14 protein-coding genes are annotated in these 15,672 nt (G+C 54.4%); 2 read left to right on the top strand and 12 right to left on the bottom strand.

Annotated features, from left to right (window positions below):
- Window positions 1-293: 293 nt before the first annotated feature.
- The 4 genes from dnaA to mutM form a co-directional block, all read right to left on the bottom strand.
- On the bottom strand, window positions 294-1,883 hold the full coding sequence (dnaA, locus tag THS27_RS02805; RefSeq protein WP_371455000.1) for a chromosomal replication initiator protein DnaA: 1,590 nt from the start codon (window positions 1,881-1,883) through the stop codon (window positions 294-296).
- Window positions 1,884-2,273: 390 nt separating this feature from the next.
- Window positions 2,274-2,534, bottom strand: a complete 261-nt coding sequence (gene rpsT, locus THS27_RS02800; RefSeq protein ID WP_085584349.1) for a 30S ribosomal protein S20 — start codon at window positions 2,532-2,534, stop codon at window positions 2,274-2,276.
- Between the two features lie 151 nt (window positions 2,535-2,685).
- The gene (locus THS27_RS02795) at window positions 2,686-3,462 is read right to left on the bottom strand and encodes an enoyl-CoA hydratase (protein ID WP_085587626.1); all 777 of its coding nucleotides are present in this window, start codon (window positions 3,460-3,462) and stop codon (window positions 2,686-2,688) included.
- A gap of 183 nt (window positions 3,463-3,645) precedes the next feature.
- Entirely contained in the window at window positions 3,646-4,485 is an 840-nt protein-coding gene (gene mutM / locus THS27_RS02790; RefSeq protein ID WP_085587624.1) for a bifunctional DNA-formamidopyrimidine glycosylase/DNA-(apurinic or apyrimidinic site) lyase, read from the bottom strand.
- A gap of 188 nt (window positions 4,486-4,673) precedes the next feature.
- On the opposite strand from mutM, the gene THS27_RS02785 reads away from it, so the two are divergent.
- The gene (locus THS27_RS02785; RefSeq protein WP_085587747.1) at window positions 4,674-5,477 is read left to right on the top strand and encodes a TSUP family transporter; all 804 of its coding nucleotides are present in this window, start codon (window positions 4,674-4,676) and stop codon (window positions 5,475-5,477) included.
- Between the two features lie 94 nt (window positions 5,478-5,571).
- Here THS27_RS02785 and THS27_RS02780 read toward each other — a convergent pair whose 3' ends face one another.
- The 3 genes from THS27_RS02780 to THS27_RS02770 all read right to left on the bottom strand — a co-directional run bounded on the left by THS27_RS02780 (window position 5,572) and on the right by THS27_RS02770 (window position 9,065).
- A complete protein-coding gene (locus THS27_RS02780; RefSeq protein ID WP_085587745.1) occupies window positions 5,572-6,780 on the bottom strand; it encodes an MFS transporter in 1,209 nt (402 codons plus the stop codon).
- Window positions 6,781-7,019: 239 nt separating this feature from the next.
- Window positions 7,020-7,805: an SDR family oxidoreductase gene (locus THS27_RS02775; protein WP_085587622.1), complete on the bottom strand. Its 786-nt coding sequence runs from the start codon at window positions 7,803-7,805 to the stop codon at window positions 7,020-7,022.
- A gap of 51 nt (window positions 7,806-7,856) precedes the next feature.
- Window positions 7,857-9,065: a phytanoyl-CoA dioxygenase family protein gene (locus tag THS27_RS02770; protein ID WP_210402811.1), complete on the bottom strand. Its 1,209-nt coding sequence runs from the start codon at window positions 9,063-9,065 to the stop codon at window positions 7,857-7,859.
- A gap of 118 nt (window positions 9,066-9,183) precedes the next feature.
- On the opposite strand from THS27_RS02770, the gene THS27_RS02765 reads away from it, so the two are divergent.
- Window positions 9,184-10,248 carry a LacI family DNA-binding transcriptional regulator gene (locus THS27_RS02765; RefSeq protein WP_085587620.1) on the top strand — a complete coding sequence of 355 codons (1,065 nt, stop codon included), beginning with the start codon at window positions 9,184-9,186 and terminating at the stop codon, window positions 10,246-10,248.
- A 52-nt stretch (window positions 10,249-10,300) separates the two neighbouring features.
- Here the strand turns inward: THS27_RS02765 and pyrF are convergent, their stop codons facing one another.
- From pyrF to rpsA, 5 genes are all read right to left on the bottom strand, one after another.
- Window positions 10,301-11,032 (bottom strand): orotidine-5'-phosphate decarboxylase, encoded by a 732-nt coding sequence (pyrF, locus tag THS27_RS02760; RefSeq protein WP_085587619.1) that lies wholly within the window; start codon window positions 11,030-11,032, stop codon window positions 10,301-10,303.
- Between the two features lie 384 nt (window positions 11,033-11,416).
- Window positions 11,417-11,869 carry a lipopolysaccharide assembly protein LapA domain-containing protein gene (locus tag THS27_RS02755; RefSeq protein WP_246832810.1) on the bottom strand — a complete coding sequence of 151 codons (453 nt, stop codon included), beginning with the start codon at window positions 11,867-11,869 and terminating at the stop codon, window positions 11,417-11,419.
- A gap of 399 nt (window positions 11,870-12,268) precedes the next feature.
- A complete protein-coding gene (ihfB, locus tag THS27_RS02750) occupies window positions 12,269-12,574 on the bottom strand; it encodes an integration host factor subunit beta (protein ID WP_256376729.1) in 306 nt (101 codons plus the stop codon).
- A 49-nt stretch (window positions 12,575-12,623) separates the two neighbouring features.
- Window positions 12,624-13,535, bottom strand: coding sequence for a signal peptide peptidase SppA (gene sppA, locus THS27_RS02745; RefSeq protein ID WP_085587617.1), 912 nt, complete (start codon window positions 13,533-13,535; stop codon window positions 12,624-12,626).
- Window positions 13,536-13,791: 256 nt separating this feature from the next.
- The gene (gene rpsA, locus THS27_RS02740) at window positions 13,792-15,495 is read right to left on the bottom strand and encodes a 30S ribosomal protein S1 (protein WP_085587615.1); all 1,704 of its coding nucleotides are present in this window, start codon (window positions 15,493-15,495) and stop codon (window positions 13,792-13,794) included.
- Between the last annotated feature and the right edge of the window lie 177 nt (window positions 15,496-15,672).

Below are 15,672 nucleotides of genomic sequence, written 5' to 3'. Positions count from 1 at the left end.
GAAGGATTTTTACGCTAAAAAGCCAAGCAAATGAACGGAGTCGTTGCATTGGCCCGGCCAAATTTCACCCCATCAAAACAAGCCCCGGTTTTCTGCGGCTTTCAGCGCCATGACCGGGCACAAATCGCTTCCCCGCCTCTCAAAAAACTTTCGCCCGACGGCCGGTTTAAAACACGGTTTCCTTAACAAGGCCCATCACAACGATCAAAGTTTGGTGCAAAATAAAAACCGGCGACACAATGGGGCCAACGCCCTGTCGCCGGTTTTATAAAATACAGCCCTGTATCGCGAAATCAGCTTTCCAGCATGCGCCGCAACAAATCGATATCCTCGGAAAGCGACGGATCAGTGGTGTGCAATTCTTCCACCTTGCGTACCGCGTGCATCACGGTGGTATGGTCGCGCCCGCCAAATTTACGGCCGATCTCGGGCAGGGAATGGGTGGTCAGCTGCTTTGAAAGATACATCGCCACCTGGCGTGGCCGGGCAACTGCCCGCGCGCGACGCGCCGAATGCATGTCGGAAACCTTGATATTAAAATGTTCGGCAACACGTTTTTGAATTTCTTCAATCGTTACCCGGCGTTCAGATGCGCGCAGCACGTCATGCAATACATCCTGCACCATCTCCAGCCCGATCTCGCGGCCGACAAGTTGCGAATGGGCAATAACGCGGTTTAATGCGCCTTCCAGTTCGCGAACGTTGGCCGTAATTTTGTGGGCCAGAAATTCCATCACCCGCTGGGGCAATTCCACGCGCTGACGTTCGGCTTTCGATTCAAGAATGCCCAAACGCAATTCGTACGTAGTCGCATGAATATCCGCCACCAGACCCGACCCGAGACGCGAGCGCAGGCGTTCTTCGATATCTTCAAGATCAGATGGCGACTTGTCAGCCGAAACAATAATCTGGCGACCCTGATCAACCAGCGCATTAAAGGTGTGGAAAAACTCTTCCTGTGTCGAGTCCTTGCCCGAAATGAACTGAACGTCATCGACCATCAGCACATCGACCGAGCGGAACTGATCCTTGAAATCGACCGTGTTTTTATCGCGCAACGCCCGAATAAACCGATACATGAACTTTTCGGCCGACAGGTAAATAACGGTACGATGCGGCTGGGTACGGCGAATGTGCCATGCGATGGCGTGCATCAGGTGGGTTTTACCCAAACCGACACCACCATACAAAAACAGCGGATTAAACGGCACCGATTCGGCCTCGGCCAACCGGCGGGCGGCGGCATAGGCAAATTCGTTCGGCTTGCCAATCACAAAGTTATCAAAGGTATATCGCGGATCAAGGGCTGCGCTGATGCCATCATCGGCCATGCTGCCAATTGCACCGCGGCCTGCCGGCGGATGCGACATATGCTGCCCGGCAGAAACCGGCGCAGGCTGGCACGGGGCCTTGCGCGCGCCGGGGGCATCATAATTTGCGGCTGTATAACGCGGATTGGCCTGTGCCGGTTCGTTATGCACCGGCGAGGTTGCGGCATGTGTGCTTTCATCCTGCCGGGCTGCCCGGCCTGCTGTTTGCTCTGTCGCGCCTTCGGGTGTTGCCACCACCACCTCGACAAAGTGCACATTGGGATCTTCGGCATGCCAGAACGCCTGAATCCGGTCCAGATAATGCTGCGACACCCAGTCACGCATGGCCCGGTTGGGCGCACCAAGGCGGGCAACACCGGCCTCGACCGTGATCAGTGCTACCGGCTCCAGCCAGTATCGATAGGCCGTTGCCCCAAATTCACCGCGCAGTTTCTCGCGCACACTTTTCCAGGTTGCCACAATATGATCTTCCAGTGCTGCCTGCTGGCTGCCGGGAGCATTACCCTCGGAGTTACCGGCGCTAAACTGTGCTCCCCTTACGGCGTGCTGCACTTTCAAGACCTTTCCCCGCTGTTGCATAAAATCCCGACGCCAGTTTCCCAACGCAATACAGTAAAAAGCATTGCCGCGTTGATCGAAAATGACCAACACGCCTGTATTGCTACAAGAAAATGGAAGCGTACTCGCGCCCTTGTTTTTCGTTCTTCATTATTCGCGATGTGGAATCGCGATCGAAGTCGGAACACTGTACTGATGCGTCAGGCATCAGGCAAGGCGATCTTTAACAGAACGTTAAAAGGGTTTCGGCCTCAAAACGTTCGCGGAATTGCGCGATTTTTCCACCTTCGCAATCAAAGAACGAAAGGTGAATTTCCGGAATTCCGGCAGCGAAAAGGCCGCGCAAGAAACGCGGCCTTCGACTCGCCATCCCGAAGGATAAAATTAGAGCGCTTTGATGCGAGCGGTCAAACGCGATACTTTGCGAGCAACGGTGTTTTTATGAAGAACACCCAGTTGCGCGCCACGCGCCATTTCCGGCTCGGCAATTTTCAAAGCAGCCAGAGCGGCATCCTTGTCGCCAACCTGCAGCGCGACTTCGACCCGCTTAACGTAGGTACGAATACGGCTGATACGTGCACCGTTAACAACAGCGCGGGCTTCGTTACGGATAATGCGCTTCTTGGCCGATTTATGATGAGCCATTGCGAACCTGTCTCTTAAAACAAAAATGTTACGTAATTCGGAGCGCGGCTTATAGCTCCGTCCCAAGGGGTCGTCAACCCCCGATACCGCCCTAAGCCGCGTTTTCCGGTACTTTCTGACTCAAGGGTCAGAATCACCGGTTCAAACAGGTCTAGCGGTGCTTGAATTCGGGTTTACGTTTCTCGCCAAACGCTTTCATTCCCTCGGCCCGGTCTTCCAGGGCAAAGGTCGAATGAAATTCGCGGCGCTCAAACATCAGCCCTTCCGCCAGAGTCGTCTCAAACGCCTTATTAACGCTTTCCTTGACCTTCATTGCCGCCGGGGCCGAGAAAGATGCGATCTTGTCAGCCAGCTTCATTGCTTCATCAATCAGCGAGTCGGCAGGCACAACGCGGGCCACAAGCCCGGAACGCTCGGCTTCCTCGGCATCCATCATGCGCCCGGTCAGGCACATTTCCATCGCTTTGGCCTTGCCAATGGCACGGGTCAAACGCTGGGTACCACCGGCACCGGGGATCGTGCCAATCGTGATTTCAGGCTGGCCAAATTTGGCTGTATCCGCCGCAATCATGATATCGCAGCTCATCGCCAGTTCGCAGCCACCGCCCAGTGCGAACCCGCCAACAGCGGCAATGGTCGGCTTGCGGCAGGCCGCCATCCGGGTCCAACCCTTGGTGATAAAATCGGATTTATAGACATCCATATAATCGCGATCGATCATTTCCTTGATGTCGGCCCCTGCAGCAAAGGCCTTTTCCGACCCGGTAATGACGATGGCCCGAACCGATTCGTCGGATTCGAAATCATCAAGGGCTGCCGCCAGATCGGCAATTAACGCGTCACAAAGGGCGTTCAATGCCTTGGGCCGGTTCAGAGTGATCAAACCGACATTGCCTTTAACTTCGGCAATGATGTTTTCGTACGTCATGGGGAATCCTTTTCAAACTGCGATTTTCTGCCGTTCCAGCTGGTCCACCGCCTGAAACCATAATTACATACCGTTTTACCGATTTTAGCGACAACAGGCAACATTCCTGCCCAAAATCATCATTAAGGCCACAATCATGCCCTGCAATCTTGCATCACCGGCGGTATGGCACGCCCGCCCGTCTTAATGCTGGCATTTGCCACAAAAAAATGTCGACCGCCCCCCCTGAACCAGCCGGCCTACTGTGCCATCACATTCCGGGGTAATGCATGGTTCGCCTTCGCGACCATAAATACGAAAGTTATGCTGAAAATAACCCAATTCACCATTGGCCTGGCGATGATCGCGCAACGATGACCCGCCTGCCTTGATCGCATCTTCCAGAACGTCGCGAATCTCGCGATATAACAGGTCGATTTCCGACAGGCTCAGGCTGTTGGCCGCGCGTAACGGATCAATTCGCGAACGAAACAACGCCTCACACACATATATATTGCCAAGCCCCGCCACCAGGCGTTGATCCAAAAGCGTGGTTTTGATCGGGCTTTTCCGTTTTGCCAGGGCTTCGGCCAGCATGTGGGAATTAAACTGGTTCCCCAACGGTTCCGGGCCAATTCCCGCCAGCATCGGATGCGTCGCCAATTCATCAACATGCGAAAGGGCCATCAGACCAAAACGCCTGGGGTCATTAAACCGGACCAAAACACCGGTTTCCATAACAAAGTCGACATGGTCATGTTTGCCTGCATCTGGCAACACACCCGCGCCTGGTTCAATCACCGTCATGCGCCCCGACATACCCAGATGGATCAACAACACCTGTCCATCATCCAGATAGGCGACAACATATTTGGCGCGACGGGTAAGCTGGTCGATCCGGCGTCCGGTCAAACGCCCAACGAAATCATCGGGAAACGGCGTTCGCAAATTGGGTCGGCGCTGAACAACCGATGCCAGCACATGCCCTTCCATAACCGGGGCAAGGCCCCGGCAAACTGTTTCCACTTCTGGCAATTCGGGCATTTCGACCTCGTAACGGGTTATCTGATCAGGCAGGGCAATATCTAGTCGTGCCCGGTCGTTTTGGCAAACGTCACACCAAAAACAATTCCCGAATTGTCATCGTGACAAAGAATAAATGGCAGAAATCGCAGAACTGCTTATGCTGCCAACGTTTTTCAATCTATCGCACAAAATATCGGAACATTCGCATGGAATTTGGCGTCGATCTGCTGTTGATCCTGTTTGCCGTGGCTTTGATTGCCGGGTTTGTCGACTCCATTGCAGGCGGGGGCGGCCTTATCTGCATCCCCGCCCTGTTATGGGCGGGGATTACCCCGACCCAGGCGCTGGCTACCAACAAACTGCAAAGCAGCTGCGGCAGTTTTTCCGCCTCGATCAATTTCATGCGGCGCGGGCTGGTTAATCCCGGTGATATGGTGCTGGCCATTATTCTGACCCTGCTTGGGTCCGTCCTGGGCACTACCCTGATCCAGATGATCGATCCCGGCATTCTCATGACATTGCTGCCGGGGCTTTTGATCGCCATTGCCCTTTATTTTCTGTTTTCCCCGCGCGCCAGCGATATTGATGCCCACCAAAAAATCGGCAAAACCCTGTTTGCCTTTACTGCGGGTTTTGGCATTGGCTTTTATGACGGCTTTTTTGGCCCCGGTACCGGGTCGTTTTTTTCCATCGCCTTTGTTGCCCTGCTGGGGTTCAATTTGACCAAGGCCACCGCCCACACCAAGGTTTTAAACTTCGTTGCCAACGTCGCATCGCTTGCCACCTTTATTGTTGGCGGCGAGGTGGTTTGGGAAATTGGCCTTACCATGGCGGTGGGGCAAGTCATTGGCGCGACCATTGGCTCGCACATGGTAATGAAAATTGGGGCCAAACTGGTGCGCCCGCTTCTTGTGTTTGTCTCTATCGCCATTTCAATCAAACTGATCATCGAACAATACGGCGATATGATCGGGGCCTATTGGCACAGCCTGGCAACTGCATTTGCCTGATCACCCCTAGCCTGTCGGCGTCAGACAAAAAAACGGCCCGCGCACTATGATTATGGCGGCGGGCCGTTTTTATAAAATCAAGCGCCTGAAATGATTACGCACCAACAGGCGTTTCTCCACCCATCACTGTTTTACGATCCAGAATATAAGACAGTATAGCAACCGCCAGCCCGACAACCGCAATAATGGCGCCGATCCACGGAATTTGTGCATAGCTGACACCGGCCGTAATTGCCAAACCGCCCAGCCACGCCCCGGCGGCGTTGCCAAGGTTAAAGGCCCCCTGATTAAGGGTGGATGCCAGGTTCGGCGCGCCGGTGGCCTCGTTTACCACCCGGATTTGCAAGGGCGACACCAGGGCAAACATCACCACGCCCCACACAAAGATCGACACGATGGCAGGCCAGACCTGATAAATCGTTTCGGTCAGCATCATCAACACCAGCACAAGGGCGATGAAGGTGACGATGATGGCAGGCATCAAACGCCAGTCGCCCAATCGGCCCCCAACGAAGTTCCCCACCGTCAAGCCAACGCCAAACAGCAACAGAACCAGCGTCACATTTTGTGCCGAAACGCCGGTAATCTGGGTCAGAATCGGGGTGATATAAGTAAAGACGCTAAACAAACTGGCCGATGCCAAAACACTTAACGACATTGCCAGAATAACCTGGACTTTGCCCAACGCACGGGCCTCGGCCAGAAGGCTGCTGCCTTCGGCCTTTATGTTACGCGGCACAAAAATATAAAGGGCGGCAAAGGCAACCACCCCAATGGCCACCACCGCCCAAAAGGTGGACCGCCAGCCAAAGGCCTGGCCCAATGCGGTACCAAACGGCACGCCCAAAACATTGGCCAATGTCAGCCCGGAAAACATCAATGCCACGGCTTGCACCCGTTTGTGCGGCGGCACCAGCCCGGCCGCCACCACCGAGCCCAAGCCAAAAAACGCCCCGTGGCCCAATGCGGTAATCACGCGGGCCACCATCAGGAAGGCATAGTTCGGCGCAATGGCGCACAGGATGTTGCCCACCAGAAACAACAATACCAAAAACAGCAAAACCCGCCGACGTTCCATTTTGGCCGTACCAATCGCCAGAAACGGCGAGCCAAACGTTACGCCCAGCGCATAACCCGTTACCAACAACCCGGCACTGGGAATGCTGACCCCCAGATCACTGGCAACATCGGGCAACAGGCCCATAATCACGAACTCGGTTGTGCCGATGCCAAACGATGCCATCGCCAGTGCAAGAATGGGCAGGCGGGCAAAAAAGCCCTGACGAAATTCAGCTTTTGACATCAAACACCATCTGATTGCGGCAAAACCGGCTAAAAACGAAAAAGGCGGTGCCTCGCTGATCGCGAACACCGCACCGTCAGAACATCTCTGAACCGATTCAAACTTGCCTGCAAAGACCGCCGGGAACTATCGCTTTCTACGCATAGAATCTATGCAAATTCGGCAAATATCAAAAACATGCCCGGGAATTAACCATCCTGCCAATCTGTTCGCCAAACAGATCAAGGCCAAAGACGCACTCATTCCGGATACGCGCCTGAAACATACTGATCATAATCAATGATCGCCCCGGTCATCACACCCGATTCGGCAGCCAAAAGATACGCTGCCAGCCCGGCAACTTCATCGGGTTTGACCAGCTTGCCAAAGGGTTGTTCGGCCTCCGCCTTTGTCAGCCAGTCATCACCGGCCCCATGATAGCGGCGCTGAATGGCATCTTCGCCCGGTGTATCCATCCAGCCGCACGCAATGCCGTTAAACCGCAAATGTTTGTGGCGCAGGGCCTGGGCCGCATTTTTGGTCAGGGTTGCAAGGGCCGCCTTGGATGCGGCATAGGGTGCCAAAAAGGACTGCCCGCAATATTGCGACATGCTTAGAATATTCACACACGATGCCGCGTAACCACCGGCAATGGCATGGTTGGCAAAGGCCTGCATGGCAAAAAACGGGCCGCGGGCATTAATCGCCATCATGTCATCAAACTGGCCCGGCGTGGTATCGCGCAACGATCCGCGTTCGGTGGATGCGCCCGCATTTAACAAAACATTTACCCGCCCCATGCGCGATACCGCGTCATCAATCAGGGTCTTACAGGCATCCGGGTCGGCAAGATCGGTTGCAACAAAGGCAACATCAATACCTGCATGGGAGGCAAGGCTTTTGGCAGCGTCTTCGCCGCGATGCCGGTTGCGCCCCGCAATCACCATTTTGCTACAGCCTTCGGCAATCAGGCGTTTGGCAATCGCATAACCCAGCCCCTGTGTGCCCCCAATAATGACAGCACAGCTTTGTTCATGGCGTTTCATTCCACGTGTCCTTTTCATGCTTTTACAACCGGTCAATATCACACCATGAAATCAGGGTTTCTGGCGGGCCTGTTGCGCGCTCAACGCATTTTCGAACTGTGCGCTCGTCATATTTTCGGCCAGGGCACGATGAAACAGCCGGTTTTGCGTTTCCGGTGCCAGCCCGCCAACCGGCGGATCAATATCAAGGTTGGTGGGAAACGAATATCCCTCGGCACAGGCAGCGATGGCAGCGTTTAACCCGTCTTGCCCCACATTTCCTGCCTGCAATGTGGCCTGTAAAACAGGATAAAGCGCTTTGCACATCGCAGTGCGGTCTATGGCCTCCATCGGGCGGCCATAGGCCGAGGATACCTGAAGCAAATTTGCCATGCGTTGAATGTCGGCGCTAAAATTGGTTCCCGCCGCATGAAACAAAGCCGGGTTAAAAAACAGTGCATCGCCCTTTTTTAACGGTAACTGAATATGGCGGGCATGAAACAGATCGCGAAAATCCTGGCGTCGCCACGCAAGATAACCTTCGGCGTAACTTTGCGAAAACGGCAACAGCAATGTTGGCCCGCTTTCAACCGGCATGTCGCAATGGGCGACAGCCCCCTGCAAGGTTAATACCGGCGATAAATGATGCACATGAGCCGGGTATTTTTCGCATTCATCCACGGTTTGAAACCCCAGATGATAATCACGATGCGCCTGTTGCGCCTGCCCGCCCGGTCGCACCAGATTAACCTGTGCTGTCATCTGGTAATTTGGTCCCAGCCATGCTTCGCATACCATATCAATAACCGGGTTACCAAAATAACGGGCAAACACATCGGGTGCGCGCAAACACAGCTTTTGCAACGAATTCCAGATCCGGTCATTGGCACCGGCCGTGGCAAAATGGTCAGCGGCGATACCATTGGCGGCTTTTTCATCGGCAATAATGCCCGCATACTCAGCAGTCGCAGCATCAATCACGGTCCCATCATCATAGGCCCCGGCAACAACCAAAACCCCGGCCCCCTCCATCATCACCTGTGCCCATTCCGCCATCACAGCGTGGCGGGCCTGCGGGTTGCCTTGCAATTCGCGCAGCCTATCGCCCGCATAAACCGGCACGTTTTTGATGATGTCGCTGGCATGGGGAACATCACGGGCAACGGTTTCGCGTGCCAGCAAAGCTAACAAATCGTCGGTTTTGCAGTCCGCTTCACGGTAATAGCCCGCAACTGGATGCCGGTTCACCATTTGGCGCTGCATTTTTTCCACTGGGGTCATCGCTGTTTCCTCCGGGTAGCGGCGGATCGTTCATGCGCCCGCCAACCCAGGAAGGCTACTGCGAAAATGCTTTGCGTTGAGGTTTGGAATCCATCAAAAATACATCAATGGAGGATCCATGACCCATCGCTTTCCGATCAAGGAAATTGCCCGTCAGGCCGGACTTGGCACCGCAACCGTCGACCGGGTATTGAACCGGCGGGCCAATGTCAGCGCGCAAACGCAGCGCCGGGTTCGCGATGCCATTGATGAACTGACATCCCTGGAAGGCCAGTTGGCCGCACGTGGGCGACAGTTGTTTATTGATGTGGTTGTCGAAGCCCCGACACGCTTTAGCCGCGAAATTCGTAACGCGCTGGAGGCCGAACTGCCCAGCCTGCACCCCGCTGTTGTCCGCCCGCGCTATATGATGCAGGAACGGATGCGCGCGGGCGACATTGTTGCCATTCTGAACCGCATTGGCAAACGCGGGAGCCAGGGGGTGTTGCTTAAGGCACAAGACCAGCCTGATATTCGCACCGCAATGGCCGAACTTGGCGCGCGCAATATTCCCGTTGTCACCATTTTCACTGACATCCCCGACGCCCCGCATGTGGCCTATGCCGGAGCAAACAACTACGCCGCAGGCGAAACGGCCGCCTATTTGATCCATCATTTTTTGCCATCTACATTGGCCGCCACAGCCCAAACCGGCCCGGTTGTTATAACAATGAGCGACGAGCATTTTCGGGGCGAGGAATCCCGCAAGGCAGGCTTTGTTACCGCGATGGCAAAGCTGGCCCCTAACCGACCCATTATTGATGCCAGCGGCGGTGCCGGGCTTGATAGCGATACCGCCCGACGCATGGAAAGCATGATTGAGGATTGCCGCAACATTCAGGCAGTTTATTCAATGGGGGGCGGTAACCGGGCGATTTTACAAACACTGACCGATCACGGACTTACGCCGCAGGTTTATATTGCCCATGATCTCGATTCGGAAAACATAACCCTGTTGCAACAAGGCAAACTAAGCGCGGTATTGCATCACGATTTACGACAGGACATGCGTACCGCCTGCCATCATATCATGGCGTGGCACCGCTTATTGCCCGAAACCGCAATTGCCCCGCCCAGCGATATTCACATTATTACCCCTGCCAATATTCCCGGCTTTATCAAAAAACAGGCCCGCATCGGGTAATGCGGGCCTGCATGATCACGGCGGGTTTACTGTTTTCGGCGCGACGGATTAATTAACCCAGTTCCTCAACAATGCGCTGTGCTGCGGCAACCGGGTCATCGGCCGTGGTAATCGGACGGCCAATCACAAGAATATCAGATCCCCGTGCCACCGCATCATACGGGGTAACGATGCGTTTCTGATCATCGCTACTGGCCCATGCCGGACGAATGCCGGGCGTTATCAGTTTAAAATCAGGGCCGCAGGCGGCGCGAACCGGCTCAATCTCCCGGGCCGAACATACAACACCATCCAGACCCGATTTTTGTGTCAGCTCGGCCATTTTAACCACCCGTTCGCCCAGTGGGCCGCGCAAACCGATCTCGTCCAAATCGTTTTGGTCCAGGCTGGTTAAAATCGTAACGGCAATCACCCACGGGGCGGCCACCCCGGCCTTGTCGGCGGCTTCCCGCGCGGCTTCGCCCGCACGTTTCATCATTTCTTGCCCGCCAGCGGCATGCACATTGACGATTTTCAAACCAAGCGGCGTCACCGCGCGAATGGCCCCGGCAACCGTATTGGGAATGTCGTGATATTTGACATCAAGAAAAACCGGCATACCGGCGGCGGCAACAGCCTTCACACCCTGTGGGCCGTGGGCGGCAAAAAATTCTTTGCCCAGTTTCGCCCCGCCAATAACACCTGAAAGCTTTGTCGCCAGATCAATCGCGTGATCCAGATCGGTAGTGTCGATGGCGCAAAAAATGCGGTCTTTCGCAGCAATCTGGGAAAGTTGAGCGGTCATGGCATCCTCCGGTTGGCAAATGATACGGGGCCGATGCGGTGATGAGTTACACAGGGGCAGCGTAATATGCCGAAAGTTCGTTCGGGCGATCTGGCCGCACGAAATGGCACACCGTTAAACAGGTGCCCCGACCACAACCGAAAACTGACCAAGCGAACCCCGACACATCCTCAGAACCTGCCCTCTGGCGCTTCACAGATATCGGGTGACACAGGCTTTAGTCGATTCGGTACTTAAAAACCATTCCTTTTGGCTCAATTCCGGCGATTAAACCGGCCCAAAATCAAAAAAGCGGCCCCGTTACCGGAAACCGCCTTTGATTATCTATCCAGCAAATCAGCACGCTGCCAGATATAACCCGTGATCAGCCTGATATGGCTACACTCACACGCCAGCAGGCTGCACCGGCGCTGTGTTGGTTTTATCTGCTTTCGAGTCGGCATTGACCGCCGGGGGCAAACCCGATGATTTCTGACTGGCAATGGCCGTACGCTCTTCTTCGCGGGCAGCTTCCTGCTGGCGACGAATGCGGGTTAGTTCCGATTCCATTTTGCGATTGGCACGGCGATGTTTTCCGGTCAGCAACCATTCAAACAACAATCCGATCAGCAGGCCCAGTAGCAGCGCCCCCAGGACCGGCACAAACAGCGGCAGGTCCATTTCAAAGGGCAATGGCCACAACGACAGGGTTGTGACCTGGCGGTTAGCCACAGCAAAAATCGTGATCAAGATCGTCAACGGAATGGCGATGATCCAGTAAAGAACGCGCAACTCAACCTCCTGCTTTACGGTGCCAGCCCTGTCTGCCAGGTTACGGCGACATGCCAGAACCGTCATCGGCACCCTGACCGGTTCAATATATCGTCAATATCGACGGCCAATCTTTTTGCCAGCCATACGGGCATGGCTCGTGGCAAAACCGGTGCTGTACCAACCGCATAATCACCACATGGGCACATATAGCCGGCCATTTATGCCTGTTACTGATATTGTGTGAACCTGCCGGTTTAAGGAACAATCCATCGTAAAAATGGCGGGATCCTTATGCTTGCAGTATGGAGCACATCACAACAGCAGGCACCACCATGGCCGGGAAACGCCCATGTAACGGAACCGGTGAAACCAGTGACACCGGCAACACCCACATAACCTTAACACACATGTCGGGGCAAAGGCGGCATAACCCGTTTGATCAACGGGTTCGCGCCATTCCGGGCTTTGTGCCTAAAGCCGGTTTTAGTTTAACCGTTCGCGCAGCTGTTTGCCGGTTTTGAAATACGGCACTTTTTTCTCGCTTACGGGGACGGCCTCGCCGGTGCGCGGGTTACGCCCGACACGCGATTCACGGTCTTTGACTGAAAAAGCGCCAAACCCACGCAATTCGACACGATCACCGCGCGCCAGCGCTTCGGTGATTTCATCAAAAATGGTGGCGACAATCCGTTCAACATCCCGCTGGTAAAGATGCGGGTTTAATTCGGCCAACCGGGCGATCAGTTCTGATTTCGTCATATTCAAGCCCCATCCAGTTCGGTTACGCAGTTGTTGGGTATCAACCTTTGGTTCACGCTTTGGAAAGTCGGCGCTTTTCTTAAGGATGCCAGACAGTTAGCAACCCGTCAAGTTTAAGCCCCTCTGATGACAGCATATTTCCGATGCTGCCCTTAAACAGATCCACAATGATCGAACTATCGGGATCCTCAATTTTTATCGGTACAACCGGCGTATCCGCTGCAATGCCTTTTTTCTGTTCCAACCAGTGCAAAACCTCGCGACGACCGCCGATTTCATCGATCAGGCCATTTTCAACAGCCTGCCGACCGGTATAAACCCGGCCATCGGCCAGGGTTGTTACCTGCTCCACTGTCATGTCGCGCCGTTCTGCAACCATGCTGACAAACACGTTAAACATGTCAGAAATCAGGCCTTTCATTACATTACGGGCTTCGTCGGTTGTGGGTTCAAACGGATTTGGCGATGCTTTAAGCGGTGCGCTTTTCACGGTCACAGGTTCGACACCCAGCTTTTCAAGCGCGGCTGTCACATTCATCGATTGAAAAATAACCCCGATAGATCCGGTAACGGTGCCACGATGGGCAATAATATGATCAGCCGCAATGGCCGTCATATACCCGCCCGATGCGGCAACCGTGCCCATTTCGGCAACGATTGGCCGGGTTTGACCAATGCGGCGCAAGGATTCGTAAAGTTCCTCGCCGCCCACCATCGTGCCACCGGGGCTATCAATATGCACAATCACGCCAACGGCGTCATTATCGCGCTCCAGCTTATCAAGTGCTGCCAGCATCATCGGGTCGGATGCGATAACCCCTTCTACCGTAACCTCGGCAATATAAGGGCCGGTTGCGCCGGTAAAAACGCCGCTTCGGGCCAGGCCCACCACAATCGCAATCAGAATTGCGACAACAGCCAACACACGCCACCGCAGAATCGACTTTTTCAAACGGCGACGATCAATAATGAAATCGGCATCAAGGGCCATTGACGTTTACTTACCTGATTGAAAGAAAAACAAAAACTGTGCCTTTTCAAATGGTTTCTCTTCCCCCGCTTGGCAAGCAGAAAAACCTGTTCGGGCAAAATTTTACCCGTTTTCACCTTCGCTAACGCTTTTGCAGCGTCCTTTGATCCACGATGATGACAGATAAAAAACCTTACAACATCCCAAAACAAAAACGGGCCGTGCAAAGCACGACCCGTTCTGCGCCCCGAGAGGCAAATTATTCAGCGCCAGATGCTTATTCAGCGTCCTGCTGTTTTTTACGCAGTGCTTCACCCAGAATATCACCGAGCGATGCGCCGCTGTCAGCCGAACCGTAATCCGCCATTGCTTTCTTCTCGTCTGCGACTTCAAGAGCCTTGACCGAGAGAGAAACCTTACGCGAGTTACGATCAACCGAAACAACACGGGCGTCGATTTTTTCGCCAACAGCGAAACGTTCCGGACGCTGGTCCGAACGATCACGTGCGAGTTCAGCCTTGCGGATGAAGCCCTTCAGATCGCCTTCGCCAACGGAAACTTCGATGCCGCCGTCATTGGTTTCAATGATTTCGCAGGTAACGGTGTCACCGCGCTTGATACCCGAAGCAGCTTCTTTGAACGGATCTTCGTTGAGCTGTTTGATGCCCAGCGAGATGCGTTCTTTTTCAACGTCAACGTCAAGAACCTTGGCTTTGACGACGTCGCCCTTCTTGTATTCCTTGATGACTTCTTCGCCCGGACGATCCCACGAGAGATCGGACAGGTGAGCCATACCATCGATACCGCCGAGCAGGCCAATGAACAGACCGAATTCGGTGATGTTCTTGACTTCGCCTTCGATTTCCGAGCCAACCGGATGAGCGGCAAGGAAAGCGTCCCACGGGTTAGAGGTGCACTGCTTGAGGCCAAGCGAAATGCGGCGTTTCTGGCTGTCAACATCCAGGACCATAACTTCGACTTCCTGCGAGGTCGAAACGATCTTGCCCGGGTGGATGTTTTTCTTGGTCCAGGACATTTCAGAAACGTGGACCAGACCTTCAACACCGGCTTCGAGTTCGACGAATGCGCCGTAATCGGTGATGTTGGTAACGCGGCCTTCAAACTTGGAACCGACCGGGTATTTGGCTTCGACACCTTCCCACGGATCAGCTTCAAGCTGCTTCATGCCAAGCGAGATACGCTGGGTTTCGCTGTTGAAGCGGATAACCTGAACCTTGACGGTCTGGCCGATCTGAAGAGCTTCAGACGGGTGGTTGATACGCTTCCAGGCAATGTCGGTAACGTGCAACAGGCCGTCAACGCCGCCGAGATCGACGAATGCGCCGTAATCGGTGATGTTTTTGACAACGCCGTCAAGAACCTGACCTTCCTGGAGGTTCTGGATCAGTTCGGCACGCTGTTCAGCACGGGTTTCTTCAAGAACTGCACGACGCGAAACCACGATGTTACCGCGCGAACGATCCATTTTCAGGATCTGGAACGGCTGCGGGTTGTTCATCAGCGGGGTAACGTCACGGACCGGACGGATGTCAACCTGGCTGCCCGGCAGGAATGCCACGGCGCCTGACAGATCAACAGTGAAACCACCCTTGACGCGACCGAAAATGGTACCATCGACGCGCTTGCCTTCGTTGAACTGTTTTTCCAGCTCGACCCAGGCTTCTTCACGACGGGCTTTTTCACGCGACAGGACGATCAGGCCGTCCTTGTTTTCGTAACGGTCAACGTAAACGTCAACGGTGTCACCGATGCTGACTTCACCAGCACCAAATTCTTTCAGCGGTACGCGGCCTTCAGATTTCAAACCAACGTCAACGATGGCATCATCGTCGGTTTTCTTGACGACCGTACCGGTCATCACGCGGCCAACAAATCCCTCGTCTTCAGAACCAAGGGTTTCGGCCAGCAGATCGGCGAAGTTTTCGCCGGTGGTAAATTGTGCTTCTTCAGCGGTTGCCATTAAGCAGACTTCCTTTCGAGTATCGACACTATTCCGGCCAATCGGTTGTATCCGATGGTCTTGCCGTAAAATCACGGCGGGTTTTGCCAAATGATGTAACAGGCTGGCACCTGCCAAACCCAAAGGGTTTTACATGCACGAAAAGGCGAACGACAGTGTCGTTCACCTTATAGCCTG

Origin of the sequence: Thalassospira sp. MCCC 1A01428, from assembly GCF_002115825.1 — a bacterium.
Lineage (GTDB): Bacteria > Pseudomonadota > Alphaproteobacteria > Rhodospirillales > Thalassospiraceae > Thalassospira.
This window is presented reverse-complemented; position numbering and strand designations above follow the sequence as displayed.

Bases quoted from the DNA above. Each gene is read 5' to 3' on its own strand.
- THS27_RS02765 (WP_085587620.1), top strand. From the start codon at position 9,184: ATGACCCATCGCTTTCCGATCAAGGAAATTGCCCGTCAGGCCGGACTT.
- THS27_RS02785 (WP_085587747.1), top strand. From the start codon at position 4,674: ATGGAATTTGGCGTCGATCTGCTGTTGATCCTGTTTGCCGTGGCTTTG.
- rpsA (WP_085587615.1), bottom strand. From the start codon at position 15,495: ATGGCAACCGCTGAAGAAGCACAATTTACCACCGGCGAAAACTTCGCC.
- THS27_RS02755 (WP_246832810.1), bottom strand. From the start codon at position 11,869: ATGACGGTTCTGGCATGTCGCCGTAACCTGGCAGACAGGGCTGGCACC.
- rpsT (WP_085584349.1), bottom strand. From the start codon at position 2,534: ATGGCTCATCATAAATCGGCCAAGAAGCGCATTATCCGTAACGAAGCC.
- mutM (WP_085587624.1), bottom strand. From the start codon at position 4,485: ATGCCCGAATTGCCAGAAGTGGAAACAGTTTGCCGGGGCCTTGCCCCG.
- THS27_RS02775 (WP_085587622.1), bottom strand. From the start codon at position 7,805: ATGAAACGCCATGAACAAAGCTGTGCTGTCATTATTGGGGGCACACAG.
- sppA (WP_085587617.1), bottom strand. From the start codon at position 13,535: ATGGCCCTTGATGCCGATTTCATTATTGATCGTCGCCGTTTGAAAAAG.
- THS27_RS02780 (WP_085587745.1), bottom strand. From the start codon at position 6,780: ATGTCAAAAGCTGAATTTCGTCAGGGCTTTTTTGCCCGCCTGCCCATT.
- THS27_RS02795 (WP_085587626.1), bottom strand. From the start codon at position 3,462: ATGACGTACGAAAACATCATTGCCGAAGTTAAAGGCAATGTCGGTTTG.
- pyrF (WP_085587619.1), bottom strand. From the start codon at position 11,032: ATGACCGCTCAACTTTCCCAGATTGCTGCGAAAGACCGCATTTTTTGC.
- THS27_RS02770 (WP_210402811.1), bottom strand. From the start codon at position 9,065: ATGACCCCAGTGGAAAAAATGCAGCGCCAAATGGTGAACCGGCATCCA.